This window comes from Bradyrhizobium sp. 14AA, from assembly GCF_054185205.1.
Genome location: NZ_JAVAYM010000003.1, coordinates 17,112 through 33,814, shown reverse-complemented (window position 1 = coordinate 33,814; position 16,703 = coordinate 17,112). Strand labels below are relative to the sequence as shown.

General features: G+C 63.5%; 11 protein-coding genes. 5 read left to right on the top strand and 6 right to left on the bottom strand.

The genetic code is table 11. The features are described 5' to 3' along the window. Position 1 precedes the first annotated feature (1 nt). The 5 genes from RAD15_RS07945 to RAD15_RS07925 form a co-directional block, all read right to left on the bottom strand. Positions 2 to 1,180 carry an ABC transporter permease gene (locus RAD15_RS07945; RefSeq protein WP_458176129.1) on the bottom strand — a complete coding sequence of 393 codons (1,179 nt, stop codon included), beginning with the start codon at positions 1,178 to 1,180 and terminating at the stop codon, positions 2 to 4. Then, positions 1,180 to 2,289: a microcin C ABC transporter permease YejB gene (locus RAD15_RS07940; RefSeq protein WP_458176127.1), complete on the bottom strand. Its 1,110-nt coding sequence runs from the start codon at positions 2,287 to 2,289 to the stop codon at positions 1,180 to 1,182. Before RAD15_RS07940 ends, RAD15_RS07945 begins: the two co-directional genes overlap by 1 nt. 2 nt (positions 2,290 to 2,291) lie before the next feature. Continuing rightward, positions 2,292 to 4,175, bottom strand: a complete 1,884-nt coding sequence (locus RAD15_RS07935; protein ID WP_458176125.1) for an extracellular solute-binding protein — start codon at positions 4,173 to 4,175, stop codon at positions 2,292 to 2,294. Positions 4,176 to 4,189: 14 nt separating this feature from the next. Beyond that, positions 4,190 to 6,091: an extracellular solute-binding protein gene (locus RAD15_RS07930; protein ID WP_458176123.1), complete on the bottom strand. Its 1,902-nt coding sequence runs from the start codon at positions 6,089 to 6,091 to the stop codon at positions 4,190 to 4,192. A 212-nt stretch (positions 6,092 to 6,303) separates the two neighbouring features. Further along, entirely contained in the window at positions 6,304 to 6,858 is a 555-nt protein-coding gene (locus RAD15_RS07925) for a c-type cytochrome (protein ID WP_458176121.1), read from the bottom strand. Positions 6,859 to 7,092: 234 nt separating this feature from the next. Between RAD15_RS07925 and RAD15_RS07920 the strand changes: the two genes are divergently transcribed. Both RAD15_RS07920 and RAD15_RS07915 read left to right on the top strand, forming a co-directional pair. Beyond that, a complete protein-coding gene (locus RAD15_RS07920; protein ID WP_458176119.1) occupies positions 7,093 to 7,833 on the top strand; it encodes a 3-deoxy-manno-octulosonate cytidylyltransferase in 741 nt (246 codons plus the stop codon). A 37-nt stretch (positions 7,834 to 7,870) separates the two neighbouring features. Next, positions 7,871 to 8,731: a prephenate dehydratase gene (locus RAD15_RS07915; RefSeq protein ID WP_458176117.1), complete on the top strand. Its 861-nt coding sequence runs from the start codon at positions 7,871 to 7,873 to the stop codon at positions 8,729 to 8,731. Between the two features lie 180 nt (positions 8,732 to 8,911). Here RAD15_RS07915 and RAD15_RS07910 read toward each other — a convergent pair whose 3' ends face one another. Beyond that, on the bottom strand, positions 8,912 to 9,934 hold the full coding sequence (locus RAD15_RS07910) for an LLM class flavin-dependent oxidoreductase (RefSeq protein ID WP_458176115.1): 1,023 nt from the start codon (positions 9,932 to 9,934) through the stop codon (positions 8,912 to 8,914). A 397-nt stretch (positions 9,935 to 10,331) separates the two neighbouring features. Here RAD15_RS07910 and metF point away from each other — a divergent pair, with 397 nt between their 5' ends. The 3 genes from metF (at position 10,332) to RAD15_RS07895 (ending at position 16,696) form a co-directional block, all read left to right on the top strand. Then, positions 10,332 to 11,252: a methylenetetrahydrofolate reductase [NAD(P)H] gene (gene metF / locus RAD15_RS07905; protein ID WP_458176113.1), complete on the top strand. Its 921-nt coding sequence runs from the start codon at positions 10,332 to 10,334 to the stop codon at positions 11,250 to 11,252. 6 nt (positions 11,253 to 11,258) lie between these two features. Next, positions 11,259 to 15,104 carry a methionine synthase gene (gene metH, locus RAD15_RS07900; protein ID WP_458176111.1) on the top strand — a complete coding sequence of 1,282 codons (3,846 nt, stop codon included), beginning with the start codon at positions 11,259 to 11,261 and terminating at the stop codon, positions 15,102 to 15,104. An 896-nt stretch (positions 15,105 to 16,000) separates the two neighbouring features. Beyond that, the gene (locus tag RAD15_RS07895; protein WP_458176750.1) at positions 16,001 to 16,696 is read left to right on the top strand and encodes a hypothetical protein; all 696 of its coding nucleotides are present in this window, start codon (positions 16,001 to 16,003) and stop codon (positions 16,694 to 16,696) included. Positions 16,697 to 16,703 lie beyond the last annotated feature (7 nt).

Here is a 16,703-nt window from a genome sequence, read left to right as displayed (position 1 = left end):
TCTACCTGAACGTCTTGCGCGGATCGAAGGCGTCGCGCACGGCTTCGCCGATGAAGATCAGCAGCGACAGCATGATCGCGACCGAGAAGAAGCCGGTGAAGCCGAGCCACGGCGCCTGCACGTTGGCCTTTGCCTGCGACAAGAGCTCGCCGAGCGAAGGCGAGCCGGGCGGCAGGCCGAAACCCAGGAAGTCCAGTGCGGTCAGCGTCATCACCGATGAGGAGATGATGAACGGCAGGAAGGTCATGGTTGCGACCATCGCGTTCGGCAACAGATGCCGGAACATGATCACCTTGTTCGACACGCCCAGCGCGCGCGCGGCCTGGATGTACTCGAAATTGCGCCCGCGCAGGAATTCCGCGCGGACGACGCCAACGAGAGAGACCCAGGAAAACAGCAGCATGATGCCGAGCAGGACGAAGAAGCCCGGCACCAGCACCGACGAGATGATGAGAAGCAGATAGAGGTACGGAATCGCGCCCCATATCTCGATGAAGCGCTGGAAGATGAGATCGACCCAGCCGCCGAAATAACCCTGGATGCCGCCTGCGGCGACACCGATGATCGAAGACACGATGGTGAGGCAGAGACCGAACAGCACCGAGATGCGGAAGCCGTAGATCAATCGCGCCACAACATCGCGGCCCTGATCGTCGGTCCCGAGCCAGTTGTATTCGAGGTCGCGGCAGCTCTTCAGCCCCTTCTTCTCGACCACGGGCTTGCACTGCTTCTCCGACAGCATCCAGGTCGGCGGCGACGGCGCCGGGGTCGGCAGGTCGAGATTATGCGTCGAATAGGAATAACGGATCAGCGGCCAGACGATGCTGCCGCCCTTGTCCTTGATCAGCTTCTGCAAATAGGGGTCGCGGTAGTCGGCCGCGGTTTCGAAATCACCGCCAAAGGTGGTCTCCGAATAGGTGACGAAGGCCGGCCAGTAGAGACGACCGTCATATTTGATGAGGAACGGCCGGTCGTTGGCGATCAGCTCGGCGAACAGCGACACCACGAACAGGACAATGAAGATCCAGAACGACCAGTAACCGCGCCGATTGGCCTTGAAGTTCTGCCAGCGCCGCTTGTTCAGCGGCGACGGCGCGAACGGCTTGCGCGTGATCGGCGCGGTCGCGCCGAGCGGCGAGCTCGTGGTGGTTTCGATCGGGGTCGGAGCGGTCAGCGTCATCAGACCTCCCGCGCCGCGAAGTCGATCCGCGGATCGATCCACATATAGGTGAGATCCGAGATCAAGTTCATCACGAGGCCAATCAGCGCATAGATGTAGAGCGTGCCGAACACCACGGGATAATCGCGATTGAGCACGCTCTCGAAGCCGAGCAGGCCGAGGCCGTCCAGGGAAAAGATCGTCTCGATCAGCAGCGAGCCGGAGATGAAGGCGTGGACGAACGCGCCCGGGAAACCGGCCACGACGATCAGCATCGCGTTGCGGAAGACGTGGCCGTACAGCACCTGCCGCTCGCTGCATCCCTTCGCCCGCGCGGTCATGACATATTGCTTGCGGATCTCGTCCAGGAACGAGTTCTTGGTCAGCAGCGTCATGGTGGCGAAAGCGCCGAGAGCCATCGACAGCAGCGGCAGCGTGATGTGCCAGAAATAGTCGATGATCTTCCAGTACCACGGGAATTGCGACCAGCCGTCCGACGTCAGGCCGCGCAGCGGGAACCAGTTGAGGAAGGAGCCGCCCGCGAACAGGATGATGAGGAGGATGGCGAACAGGAACCCCGGGATGGCGTAGCCGACGATGATGATCGCCGAAGTCCAGGTGTCGAAGCGCGCGCCGTCCTTCACGGCCTTGCGGATGCCGAGCGGGATCGAGATCATATATGTCAGCAAGGTCAGCCAAATTCCGAGCGAGATCGAGACCGGCAGCTTCTCCTTCATGAGCTGGAGCACGCTGACATCGCGAAAATAGCTCTTGCCGAAATCGAAGCGGGCGAAATTCCACACCATCAGCGCGAAGCGTTCCGGCGCCGGCTTGTCGAAGCCGAACTGCACCTCCAGCTTCTTGATGAAATCAGGGTCGAGCCCCTGCGCGCCGCGATATTTCGAATTGACGGCATCGCCGCCGGCGCCGACCTGCCCGGGCGCCCGCTGCGCAAAATCGCCGCCGCCCGAGATGCGCGAGGTGCCACCGGTGTCCGCCCCGGAGAGCTGCGCGATCACGCGCTCGACCGGGCCGCCCGGCGCGAACTGCACGACGACGAAGGAGACGAAGAGAATCCCGAGCAGGGTCGGGATCATCAGGAGGATGCGGCGGGCGATATAGGCGCTCATGATTATTTCGCCTGCTCGAGCTTGGTCGCCTTGGCGCGGTCATACCACCAGATGTCGGGGGCGCCGACGCCGTTGGCGTAGCGCGGCAGCTTCTGCGGATGGCCGAACTGATCCCAATAAGCGAGCCGGTGCGTCTTGTTGTACCATTGCGGCACCCAATAGCGGCCGGCGCGGAACAGCCGATCGAAAGCGCGGCAGGCGACGGTCAGCTCCTCACGGCTCTCCGCCGCCATGATCTTCTCGATCATGGCATCGATGGCCGGGCTGGCGACGCCTGCGAGATTGTACGAGCCCTTGGTTGCCGCGACTTGCGACGAGAAGAACGCGCGCATGGCATCGCCTGGCGTCGCCGACATGCTGAAGCGCTGGATCGTCATGTCGAAGTCGAAATCTTCCTGGCGTGCCTTGTGTTGCACGGCATCGACGAGGCGCACGCTCGCTTCGATGCCGAGCGTCGCCAGATTCTTGACGTAGGGCGCGTGGTGTGGCTGGAAGGAGGGCTCGTCCAACAGGAACTCGATCTTGAAGACGTCGCCGTTCGGCAGCACCCGCTTGCCGTCCTTGATCGGCACGCCGGCCTCGTTCAGCAATTGCTGCGCCTTGCGCAATAGGCTGCGGTCCTGCCCTGAGCCGTCCGAAACCGGAGGCGAGAACGGCACGGCGAACACTTCGTCGGGCACCTGACCGCGAAACGGCGCCAGCAGCTTCAGCTCTTCCGGCGAAGGAGGCCCATCGCTCGCCATGAGGTCCGAGTTCTGGAACGGCGACACCGTGCGGGCATAGGCGCCGTACATGATGGTCTTGTTGGTCCACTCGAAGTCGAAGGCATTGATCAAGGCCTCGCGCACGCGAGGATCCCTGAACTTGTCGCGCCTCGTGTTGATGAACCAGCCCTGCGCGCCGGAGGGCGTGTCGTCGGGCACGACCTCCATCTTGACGCGATTGTCCTTCACCGCAGAAAAGTCGTAACGCGTCGCCCAGATGCGCGAGGTGAACTCTTCCCGATAGAGATAGTTCTTGCCGGTGAATCCTTCGAAGGCGACATCGCGGTCGCGATAGAATTCGTAGCGCACGACGTCGAAATTGTAGCTGCCGCGGCAGGGCGGCAGATCGGCCGCCCACCAGTCCTTCACCCGCTCGAACTCGATGTAGCGATTGACCTCGAACCTGCCGACCTTGTACGGACCCGAGCCCAACGGGATCTCCAGAGACGTTTCGTCGAACGGCCGAGACGCGTAATACGCTTTCGAGAAGATCGGCAGGCCCGCGACATAGAGCGGAACGTCCCGCGCGCGGCCCTTGGCAAAGGTGACAACGAGGGTCGCATCGTCGATCGCTTCCGCACTGACCATGTCACGCAGTTGCACGATGATCAGCGGATGGCCCTTGGTCTTCAGCGCCGTCAGGGAAAACGCCGCATCGTGGGCGGTGAGCCTGGTGCCGTCGTGGAATTTCGCCTCGGGCCGCATCGTGAAGCGATAGACCAGTCTGTCCGGTGATACCCGCACGGATTGGGCGGCAAGCCCGTACATCGCGTCCGGCTCGTCGTTTGCGCGCACCATCAGCGGCACAAACGTCATGTCCATGCCCTGTGCGCCGTCGCCCTTCAGGATGAAGGCATTGAGCGAGTTGAATGTCTGGTAGGACTGATTGTAGGCGCGCACCGACGGAATCAGCGAGAACGTCCCGCCCTTCGGCGCATCCAGATTGACGTAGTCGAAATGACGGAAGTCGGCGGGATATTTGAGATCGCCGAACGCCGAGATGCCATGCGCTTCAGTCCCCGCTTCCGAAGCACGCGCGCCGCGCAACAGCGGTGCGCCGAGGGATGCACCGAAGGTGCCGACACCCAGGGCCAGCACATGGCGGCGTGACATCTGCGTCATGCGGGAAATATCCTTCACGACTTCTTTGCGATCCGCGCCGCCTTGTCCGCGTCGTACCACCAGATGAACGGGAAGCCGGATTGACCGTATTTTGGCAATTCCGACGGCCGCCCGAAGCGATCCCAGCGCGCGGTGCGCACCTTGGTGTAGGTCCATTGCGGCACGACGTATTGATTCCACAGCAGCACGCGGTCGAGCGCCTTGGTCGCTGCGACGAGATCGTCGCGATCCCTGGCGTAGATCACCCGCTCGATCAGCTTGTCGACCGCCGGATTCTTGATGCCGGCAATATTGCGCGAGCCGGCGATGTCGGCCGTCTTGGACGACCAGAATTCGCGCTGCTCGTTGCCCGGCGACTGCGACTCGCCCCATGAGTTGGTGACGACGTCGAAATCCCACTCGCGTGTCCTGTTCTCGTATTGCGTCGGATCGACCGTCCGCACGTTGACGGCAATGCCGAGCCGTTCCAGCGACGGCTTGTAGAACAGCGTGATGCGCTCGAAGCTCGGATCCGAATTCAGCAATTCCAGGGAGAACTGGGTGCCGGTCTTGACGTCGATCAGCTTGCGATCGCGCACCTCGTAGCCGGCTTCCTTGAACAGGCGCAGCGCCTCACGCAGATTGTCGCGCACGGCTTCCGGACTGCCCCCGACGGGATTGGTGTAGGCGGTCGTGAAGACTTCGGGCGGCACTTCGGCACGAACGGTCTCGAGGATTTCGAGCTCCTTGCCCTGCGGCAAGCCGGTCGCCATGAGGTCGTCGATGCCGTCGAAATAGCTGCTGATGCGCTTGTACTGACCGTAGAAGATCTGCTTGTTCATCTCCTCGAAGTCGAACGCGAGATTGAGCGCACGGCGCACGCGGGCATCACTGAACTTGGCACGACGCAGGTTCGGCACGAAGGCCTGCATCACGCCCGAGCTGCGGTTGGCGAATTCCTCGAGGATCACGCGCTTTTCGCTGACCGCCGGAAAGTCGTAGGCGGTCGCCCAGTTCTTGGCGCTGTTCTCGGTGCGCCAATCGACCTGGTCGGCCTTGAAGGCCTCGATCGCCACGGTGGCGTCGCGGAAATATTCGTAGCGCAGCTCGTCGAAATTGTTGCGGCCGACATTGGCGGGGAGGTCGCGGCCCCAATAATCCTTGACGCGCTCCAGCGCGATCGACCGTCCGGCAACGAATTCCTTGACCCTGTAGGGGCCGGAACCAAGCGGCACTTCGAGCGTGGTGGCGGAAACATCGCGCTTGCGGCCCTGCGCGTCGGTCCCCTCCCACCAATGCTTCGGCAAAACCGTGAGCTGCCCGACAATCTGCGGCAGCTCGCGATTGCCCGGCGCGTCGAACACGAATTTCACCTCGCGCTCGCCGACCTTCTCGGCCTTCACCACGTGGCTGTAATAGGCCGAGTACTGCGGATGGTGCTTCTTGAAGGAATCGAGCGAAAAGATCACGTCGTCCGCGGTCACAGGCTTGCCGTCATGCCATTTGGCCTGGGGCCGCAAGCGATAGGTGACGAAGGAAAAATCGTCCGGATGGCTGACCGCCTCGGCCAGCGCGCCGTATTCGGTCGAGACTTCGTCGAGCGCGGGCGTCAGGAGCGATTCATAGACGAATGCCACGGCACCGGCGACCTGCCCCTTCACGCCGGAGACGACGATGTTGAAATTATCGAATGTGCCGACCGCGATCTGGCGCGCGACGCCGCCTTTGGGCGCTTCCGGATTGACGTAGTCGAAGCGCTTGAAGTCGGCGGGATACTTGACCTTTCCGAACAGCGAAAGCGCGTGGCGCCAGGGCGGCTCACCAGCCGATTGCGCATGCGCCGCGCCGACGACGGAAAGGCCCGCCACGGAACCGAGGGCGGGGAGCGCTACAGCAGCAGTGCCGGTGAGCAGGAGATCGCGTCGGGTAATGGCCAAATCAGCATTCCTGTCTTGAAGGAGGCTACTCCTTTAAGTTCCCAATATAGGCGAGGTTTCGACGGAATATGTTGCTTTTTCCTCATGTTGGAAGCCCGCCCCCACCACTCGCTGCGGCCAAACGCCCCGATAACGACCTTGCGAGGTCCGGATAAGGAAACGGCCAGGCTTTTCAGCCTGGCCGCACATTCCAAGATCGGGTTCTCGAGGCCTTACTTCGACGCGGTCGGCAGCGGCTGCGGATGCTCGGACAGCGAATTCAGATAGGCAATGACGTCGGCGCGCTCGGAATCCTTGGGGATACCGGCGAAGCCCATCGCGGTGCCCGGGATGAAGCCTTTCGGATTGGAAATGAACTTGTTGAGGTCGTCGAACGTCCAGGTGCCGCCCTTGCCCTTCATGGCAGCCGAGAAGTTGAAGCCATTGCGGCCCTCGCCCCGCTTCTCGCCGACGACGCCATAGAGGTTCGGACCGACGCGATTCGGGCCGCCCTTCTCGAAGGTGTGGCAGGCGCCGCACTTCTTGGCGGCGGCAGCGCCCTTCTCGACGGAGGCGGTCTGGAGCAGCTTTTCGATCGGCTCGGAGGGGGCCGCAGCGGCGCCACCTTCCTTGCCGTGGCCGGCATCTTCCTTCACGGCGATCTCGAAGCCCGGCTTTTCCGGCATCTTGGGCGAGAACAGCGCACTCGCGGTGAAGCTCGTCACCAGCAGGATGAGACAGGTGCCGAGCACGGCACCGAGAATCTTATTGAGTTCGAAAGAGTCCATTTCCGGCTAGGCCCCACACCGCAAGAAGGATTGAGCGGCCGGGCGGCCGCCAGGACGAGCCTCGGGAGAATCAAAACGTTCCCTATTGTTTCCCCGAGTTTTGCCATTGAGATATCGGTTTGCCCGGGGTCTGGCAACCCGTATAAGCGACCCGGCTTCAGGCCCGTCCCCATCCCATTCCCGGCGCGGAAAACGCTCCCTTTCCAGGCCCTTGACCCCAGATCTTTGAACCCAATGATCGATCCCCGCATCCTGGTGCTGATCCCGGCCCGCATGGCCGCCACCCGCCTCCCCGGCAAGCCGCTCGCCGATATCGCGGGATTGCCGATGATCGTGCATGTGATGCGCCGTGCGGAAGCCGCCGGCATCGGCCGGGTTGCGGTGGCGACCGACACGGACGAGATCGCCTCGGTCGTGACCGCCCATGGCGGCGAGGCCGTGATGACCCGCTCCGACCACCCCTCCGGCTCCGACCGCATCCACGAGGCCATGCAGAAGCTCGATCCCGAGGGCAAGGCCGAGATCGTGATCAATCTCCAGGGCGATTTCCCGACCATCACGCCGCAGACCATTCGCGAGGTGCTGCCGCCCTTCGACGACCCCGCGGTCGATATCGTGACGCTGGCCTCGCAGATCCACACCGAGGAGGAAGACCGCGCTCCGAGCGTGGTGAAGGCCATCGGCTCGCCGATCGGGCCGCGGCGGCTGCGGGCGCTGTATTTTACCCGTGCCACCGCCCCCTACGGCGACGGACCGCGTTACCACCATATCGGTCTCTATGCGTACCGCCGCGCAGCGCTGGAGCGGTTCGTGTCGCTGCCGCCTTCGCCCCTGGAGCGTCAGGAGAGCCTCGAGCAGCTCCGGGCGGTGGAAGCCGGCATGCGCATCGACATCATGATCGTCGACAGCGTGCCGCGTGGCGTCGACACGCCGCCCGACCTCGAAACCGCGCGCAGCATCCTTTCCAAATCCTGAGCGGCTGTTACAAGGCGCCGCAGGAGCATTTCGAGACATGAGCAAGCTGAAAATCGCATTCCAGGGCGAGCCCGGGGCCAATTCCCACATCGCCATCGTCGAGGCCTATCCCGACGCCGAGCCGATGCCCTGCGCCACCTTCGAGGACGCGCTGTCGGCGATCTCGTCGGGCGAGGCCGATCTCGGCATGATCCCGATCGAGAATTCGGTCGCCGGCCGCGTCGCCGACATCCATCATCTGCTGCCGGCCTCCGGCCTCTTCATCATCGGCGAGTGGTTTCTGCCGGTCCGCCATCAGCTGATGGCGGTGAAGGGGACCAAGCTCGAAGACATCAAGAGCGTCGAGAGCCATGTCCACGCGCTCGGCCAGTGCCGGCGCATCATCCGCAAGCTCGGCATCAAGCCGATCGTGCACGCCGACACCGCCGGCAGCGCCCGCGACATTTCCGAGCGCAAGGACAAGACCGTCGCCGCGATCGCCTCGCGCCTCGCCGCAAAGATCTACGGCCTTGACATTCTCGCCGACGACATCGAGGACGAGGCGCACAACACCACGCGCTTCGTGGTGCTGGCGCGCGAGCCGAAATGGGCCGCGCAAGGGTCCGGCTCGCTGGTCACCACTTTTGTCTTCCGCGTGCGCAATTTGCCCGCCGCGCTCTACAAGGCGCTCGGCGGCTTCGCCACCAACGGCGTCAACATGACCAAGCTCGAAAGCTACATGGTCGACGGCAATTTCTTCGCCACGCAGTTCTATGCCGACGTCGACGGCCACCCCGAGGACAAGGGCCTCGCCTTCGCGATCGAGGAGCTGAAATTCTTCTCGCGCGAATTCCGCATCGTCGGCGTCTATCCGGGCCATCCGTTCCGCGCCACGTTCAGCGAGTCGCAGCAGGATTGATCTGCCACCCTCCCCTGGAGGGGGAGGGTCGGCTCACGTTGAGCGCAGCGAAATGTGAGACGGGGTGGGGTGACGGTCTCTCCTAGTCCAACAGCGCCCGAGTGGAGAGATCACCCCACCCCGCTATGCATTTCGCTTCGCTCAATGCCTAGCGACCCTCCCCCTCGAGGGGAGGGTAAGTCACGCCGCCCGCTTCCCCAGCCCGAACGCCTTCGCCAGCAGCGAATACGACTTCTTTCGCGCCTCGTGGTCGTACACCGCCGTGATCACCATCAGCTCGTCCGGCTTGCTGGCATCGATCATCGGCTGAAGCTTCTTCTGCACAGTCGCAGGGCTGCCGACGAACAGGCGCGAGCGATTGCGGGCGATCGAGATGCGCTCGGAGTCGGAATAAGGATAAGCCAGTGCCTCCTCGACGCTCGGCAGCGGCAGATATTGGCCGCGGTCGCGGCGCAGGCGGTTGAGGTCGAACGACGTCGCGAGATTTTCGGCTTCCTCGTCGGTGTCCGCCGTGATGACCGCAACGGCGAGAATCGCATGCGGGCTCGCGCGCCAGGCCGAGGGCTGGAAGCGGTTGCGATAGTGCACCATCGCATCGATCGCGTCGTGAGACGCGAAATGATGGGCGAAAGCGAAGCCCATGCCGACTTGCGCGGCAAGCTCCGAGGAATAGTCGCTGGAGCCGAGCAGCCAGATCGGCGGCAGCTTCGTGTCGTCGGGCATCGCGACGACGTTGTTGTAAGGATGGCCGGAGGGGAATTCCCGGGTCTCCCACAGGATCAGTTCGTGCAACCGCTCCAGGAAATCGTCGCCCTCGCGGCGGTCGAGCCGGCTGCGCAGCGCGTAAGCCGTGGCGCCGTCGGTGCCGGGGGCGCGGCCGAGGCCAAGGTCGATGCGGCCGGGAAACAGCGCCTCCAGCATCTTGAAGCGCTCGGCGACGACCAGCGGCGCGTGGTTGGGCAGCATCACGCCGCCGGAGCCGACGCGGATATGCTGCGTCACCGCCGCGATCTGCCCGATCATGACGTCGGGCGCGGGGCTCGCGACGGAAGCGAGGTTGTGATGCTCGGCGAGCCAGTAGCGGACATAGCCCAGCCCATCGGCATGCTTCGCCAGATCGATGCTGTTGCGCAGCGCCGCTGCGGGCTTGGTGCCAGTGGTGACGACGGAAAGGTCGAGGACTGAGAGCGGGAGCGGGGTCATGGCGGGCTAACGTAGTGGAGGCCGGCAGCCGGGCAATGGGCGGAGCGCGCAGGTCTGGCGCGCGCGAGCCGCGAGCCCGCAGGCGTTCCCCGGGCAAGACGTTGGGCCAAACAATGCTTCCATCACCCTAGATTCATACTGCCCACTCAACGAAATCGGCCTCCGAACTGCTCGGATACCAACTAATATATTGATATTATAACACAATACTTAAAAGGCGGAATTCCCACAACTGGACAAGACGGCGCAAAAATTCAACACGATGCGGGTGAAGTGGGCTACTTCCCATATCCGATGGGCTGTCGATCAAATCGCCTTTGCCGTATCTTGGCCTCTCCCAAACGAGAGCTGACCGCCGGCCGCCAGATTTGGCGGCACATCTGGAGTGAGTGGTGCCATGACCGATCTGACGACGCCTGCCCAATCCGACGGGCAAGACGGGTACCTGAAGCGGCCTGCGATCTCCTTCGAGTTCTTTCCGCCCAAGACGGAAGATATGGAGCGCAATCTCTGGGACACCATCAACCGGCTGGCGCCGCTCGACCCGAAATTCGTCTCGGTGACTTATGGCGCCGGCGGCTCGACCCGTGAGCGCACCCATTCGACCATCGCCCGCATCCTGAAGGAGACCGCGCTGCTGCCGGCCGCGCATCTGACCTGCGTCGGGGCCTCGTGCGGCGAGATCGACGAGATCGTCGACCGCTATCACGAGGTCGGCGTCCGCCACATCGTCGCCTTGCGCGGCGATCCCGCCGGCGGCATCGGCACGCCCTATTCCAGCCATCCCGACGGCTACCAGAGCTCCCCCGACCTCATCGCCGGCATCAAGAAGCGGCACGGCGACATCGAAGTCTCGGTCTCGGCCTATCCCGAGAAGCATCCTGAGGCACGCGACTTCGACGCCGACATCGACACGCTCAAGGCAAAAGTCGACGCCGGCGCAACGCGCGCGATCACCCAGGTGTTCTTCGACAACGACCTCTACTTCCGTTATCTCGACCGCGTGCGTGCCCGCGGCATCAGCATTCCGATCGTGCCGGGCATCATGCCCATGCACAATTTCAAGCAGGCCCGCAATTTCGTCACCCGCGCGGGCACGACCGTGCCGGACTGGTTCGCCGCGAAATTCGAAGGCCTGGATGACGACGCTGAGACCCGCAAGCTGGTGGCCGCGACCGTTGCCGCCGGCCAGGTGCAGAAGCTTGCGAAGCACGGCGTCGACACCTTCCACTTCTACACCATGAACCGCGCCGATCTCGTGTTCGCGATCAGCCATTTGCTCGGCATTCGCGCCAAGAGCGCGCAGAAGGCGGCTTGAGACAAAATGACCGTACCCACCTCTCCCAAGCGAACTGCCCTGCTGAATGCCGCGCGCGAGCGCATCCTCGTGCTCGACGGCGCCATGGGCACGATGATCCAGAACCTGCAGTTCGACGAGGCCGCCTTCCGCGGCGAGCGCTTCAAGAACTTCCATCGCGACCTGCGCGGCAACAACGATTTGCTGATCCTGACCCAGCCGCAGGCGATCGAGGACATCCACGCTGCGTACTTGCGTGCCGGCGCCGACATCGTCGCCACCAACACCTTCTCCACGACCTCGATCGCGCAGGCCGATTACGACCTCACCGACATCGTCTACGAGATGGCGCGCGAAGGCGCCCGCCTCGCCGGCAACGCGGCACGGCGCGTCGAGGCCGAGGACGGCAAGCCGCGCTTCGTCGCGGGCGCCATCGGACCTACCAACCGCACCGCCTCGATCTCGCCCGACGTCTCCAATCCGGGCTATCGCGCCGTCACCTTCGACGACTTACGCAAATCCTATGGCGAGCAGATCAACGGCATGCTCGACGGCGGCGTCGACCTCTTGCTGGTCGAGACCATCTTCGACACGCTGAACGCCAAGGCGGCGCTCTATGCGATCGCCGAAATCACCGAAGCGCGCGGCATCGACATGCCGGTGATGGTGTCGGGCACCATCACCGACAAATCCGGCCGCCTGCTCTCGGGCCAGATGCCGGAGGCGTTCTGGAATTCGGTGCGGCACGCAAAACCCGTCACCATCGGCTTCAACTGCGCGCTCGGCGCAGAAGACCTCCGCGCCCATATCGCCGATATCGGCCGCGTCGCCGACACTCTTGTATGTGCTTACCCCAACGCCGGCCTGCCCAATGAATTCGGCCAGTATGACGAGACGCCGGACTACATGGCGCGCCTGGTCGGCGAGTTCGCGCGTGACGGCCTCGTCAACATCGTCGGCGGCTGCTGCGGCACCACGCCGGACCATATCGCTGCGATCGCGGCCGCGGTCGCTCCGCATAAGCCGCGCATCGTGCCCGAGATCACACCGCGCCTGCGGCTGTCCGGCCTCGAGCCGTTCATTCTGACCGACGCCATTCCCTTCGTGAACGTCGGCGAGCGCACCAACGTCACGGGCTCCGCCCGCTTCCGCAAGCTGATCACCAACGGCGACTACACGGCTGCGCTGCAGGTCGCGCGCGACCAGGTCGAGAACGGCGCGCAGATCATCGACGTCAACATGGACGAGGGACTTCTGGATTCGGAAGCCGTGATGGTGACCTTCCTCAACCTCGTCGCCGCCGAGCCCGACATCGCCCGCGTCCCCGTCATGGTCGACTCGTCGAAGTTCTCGGTGATCGAGGCCGGCCTGAAATGCGTGCAGGGCAAGCCGGTCGTCAATTCGATCTCGATGAAGGAAGGCGAGGAGAAGTTCATCCACGAGGCGAAGGTCGCGCGCCGCCACGGCGCGGCTGTCGTCGTCATGGCGTTCGACGAGGTCGGCCAGGCCGACACGTTCGCGCGCAAGACCGAGATCTGCAAGCGCGCCTACGACATCCTGGTGAACCGCGTCGGCTTCGCGCCGGAAGACATCATCTTCGATCCGAACATTTTCGCGATCGCGACCGGCATCGAAGAGCACAACAATTACGGCGTCGACTTCATCGAGGCGACGCGCTGGATTCGCCAGAATCTGCCGGGCGCGCACATTTCCGGCGGCGTCTCCAATCTGTCGTTCTCGTTCCGCGGCAACGAGCCGGTGCGCGAGGCCATGCACTCGGTGTTCCTGTATCATGCCATCAAGGCCGGCATGGACATGGGCATCGTCAATGCCGGGCAGATGATCGTCTATGACGACATCGACCCCGAATTGCGCCAGGTCTGCGAGGACGTCGTCCTCAACCGCGACGCGGGCGCGTCCGAACGCCTGCTGGCGCTCGCAGAAAAATTCCGCGGCAACAAGACCCAGACCAAGGAAGCCGATCTCGCCTGGCGCGAATGGCCGGTAGAGAAGCGGCTGTCGCATTCCCTGGTCCATGGGATCACCGAGTTCATCGAGCAGGACACCGAGGAAGCCCGCAAGAACTCCTCGCGTCCGCTCGACGTGATCGAGGGCCCGCTGATGGCCGGCATGAACGTGGTCGGCGACCTCTTCGGCGACGGAAAAATGTTCCTGCCGCAGGTGGTGAAATCCGCCCGCGTGATGAAACAGGCGGTGGCCTGGCTGATGCCATTCATGGAGGAAGAGAAGGCGCGCAACCTTGCCAATGGCATTGGCACGGAAGGCTCCTCGTCCGCCGGCAAGATCGTGCTCGCGACCGTGAAGGGCGACGTCCACGACATCGGCAAGAACATCGTCGGCATCGTGCTCCAGTGCAACAATTACGAGGTCATCGACCTCGGCGTGATGGTGCCTGCGGCCAAGATCGTCGAGACCGTGAAGGCGGAGAAGGCCGACATCGTTGGTCTCTCAGGCCTGATCACGCCCTCGCTCGACGAGATGGCGTTCTTCGCCGGTGAATTGCAGCGCGAAGGCCTCAAGCTGCCGCTGCTGATCGGCGGCGCCACCACGAGCCGGGTCCATACGGCGGTGAAGATCGACCCCAGCTATCGCGCCGGTCCCGTCGTCCACGTCAACGACGCCAGCCGTGCCGTCGGCGTCGCCTCCTCGCTGCTCTCGCCCGAGAAGCGCGAGGCCTATGCCGCCGAGGTGCGTGCCGAATACGCCAAGATCTCGGACGCGCATCTGCGCGCGCAGGCCGACAAGAAGCGCCTGAAGCTTGCAGCAGCGCGCGCCAACCGCGTGCCGATCGATTTCGCTGCCAACAAGCCGGTGAAGCCGACTTTCCTGGGCATCCGCAGCTTTGACGACTACGACCTCGCCGAGCTCGTCGACTGCATCGACTGGACGCCGTTCTTCCAGACCTGGGAGCTCGCCGGCCGCTTCCCTGCCATTCTGGATGACGCCAAGGTCGGCGAGGTCGCGCGCTCGCTCTATGATGACGCGCGCAAGATGCTCGACCTCATCGTCAAGGAGAAGTGGTTCCGGGCGCGCGCGACGGTCGGCTTCTGGCCGGCGAATGCGCAAGGCGATGACATCGTGCTCTATGCCGACGAGAGCCGCACCAAGACAATCGCGACGCTGCACACGCTGCGCCAGCAACTCGAGAAGCGCGAGGGCCGCTTCAACGCCGCGCTTGCCGACTTCGTCGCGCCCGCCGGCGTGCCAGATTATGTCGGCGGCTTCGTGGTCACGGCCGGCATCGGCGAGGACGCCGTCGCCGACCGCTTCAAGATGGCCAACGACGACTACTCCTCGATCCTGTGCAAGGCGCTGGCCGATCGTCTCGCCGAAGCCTTTGCCGAGCGCATGCATGCCCGCGTGCGCCGCGAGTTCTGGGCCTATGCACCGGACGAGGCACTTTCGAGCGAGGACCTGATCCTCGAGAAGTATCAGGGCATCCGCCCCGCGCCCGGCTATCCCGCGCAGCCCGATCACACCGAGAAGGCGACGCTGTTCGAGCTGCTCGATGCGGAGGCGACCGCCGGCGTCAAGCTGACCGAGAGCTTTGCGATGTGGCCGGGCTCCAGCGTATCCGGGCTCTATTTCGCGAACCCCGAGAGCTATTATTTCGGCGTCGGCAAGATCGAGCGCGACCAGGTCGAGGACTACGCCGCACGCAAGGGCATGACGGTGGCGGAAGCCGAGCGCTGGCTCGCGCCGGTGCTGAACTACATCCCGTCGCGAGAGGACAAGGCCTTCGCGGCAACGGCGGCGAACGACGAGACGTCGAAGGATCTGGCATCTCATCCGCCGGGCTGCACCTGCGCGGTGCATCTGGTCTGGCAGAAGAAGCGCGCGGGGGCGGGGTAGGCTCTCGCATCACCGCGGTGTCGTCCCGGCGAAGGCCGGGACCCATACCGCGTGATCTATCTTTGACGCTTGATCGCAGTACCGGCGAGGAAGCGCCACTACCAGTCTTCGCCAAACTGCTCCCTGTGGCGATGGGTCCCGGCCTCCGCCGGGACGACCGGGGGGAGAGTGGGCCGTCAAAACTAAAACCTGAAAAACAACCCCATGCACAGTAGCGACGGGGTTGAAAGATCTCAACAATTTCGGTCTTGCCGAAACGACTTGCTCCGTCGGGCAAAACACCTGTACTATTCCATCATCGCCAACCGCGGCGCCCGATCCTCTCGCCTCGCATATCGCCGTCGTTCGTTGGCGCGCACCACACCCTCTGCCGTCGTCCTGGCGAACGCCAGGACCCATGACCCCGGGGAGCGGTTTGGCGAAGATTCGTCGTTTGGTATTGCCAGCAACCGTCACCGATAGATCACGCGGTATGGGTCCTGGCGTTCGCCAGGACGACCCTTGGGAGGCAGTAAATGCAAATCAGGTTTCTCCAGCACATTGAGCGGGCGACCTGCGCGAATGCGCCGTCGCGCCCTACAACTCGCCTCAAGCCTGCCCCCACGGGAACCGCGCACGTGTGAACTCGTTCACTTGTCCGCTCAACCTCGATTCGATATTCTCTCGGTCTACTACCTTCGAACCGACGGTTTGCTTGGGATCGAACATATGAAGCAGTTCATTGCACTGTTCGTCGCCGCGATCGCTCTCGTCGTTCTGCCAACGATTGCCGCTGCGGACTGTCCGAAAGGCTACGTGCCATGCGGCGAGCGAAATCAGTTGTGCTGCCCGGGGAAGTAACGAGCCGCAAATGGCTTTGGCTGGGTGGCGGAGTTTTTGTCGCGATTGCACTCGTGATGGTCTCGGTCTACGCCGGGTTCCCGCGAAAGAAGCAAACGATCACGGCCATTCTCTCCGAGACCGGATATTTCGAGGTGGTGCCGCCAAGCACGTTCGGCGGCCCCGGCACGATCAACACGATCGAGTATCTCAGCAACGGCCGGCTGGAGCTGCATCCGACCTGCGACGTCGATCCCACGCTGCTGACCGGCAAGATCCAGAGATCGCGGACCGTTGACCGGGACCTGAAGCAGTCGCTCGAGAAAAAGCTCGACGTGTCGGCCCAGGTCAGGGAGAAGCTGTCGGCCGTCGCCGGGATGCAGCAGGTCGAGGCGGTCAACCTCAAGCTCGAGAATGCCAACATTTTGTTGATTTCCGACGAGTCGCTGATATCGACCCGGAACGCATTGCTGAGGGCCGAATGCGCGGACGCAGTCACCCAGAACGTTTCGAACGGCGGCGTCGTGTGCCAGACGCGGTCCGTGCTGGAGGCCGACGTCGTCTACGAGATCAAATATCACAATGCGATTTCGATGGAGGAGAAGGCCAAGCTGACATCCGAGATCGCCGCGAAGCTCGACCTGGACGTACACCAGGGGGCTGACGACAAGGTGTCCGGCTCTCAGTTGTTCTTTGGCATACGACTGTCGCCAAGTCCGGTCGGCATGACGTCGGCGACGGGCGAGCAGATCAGGCCGTGCTCGCGGAAATAAGGCCCGC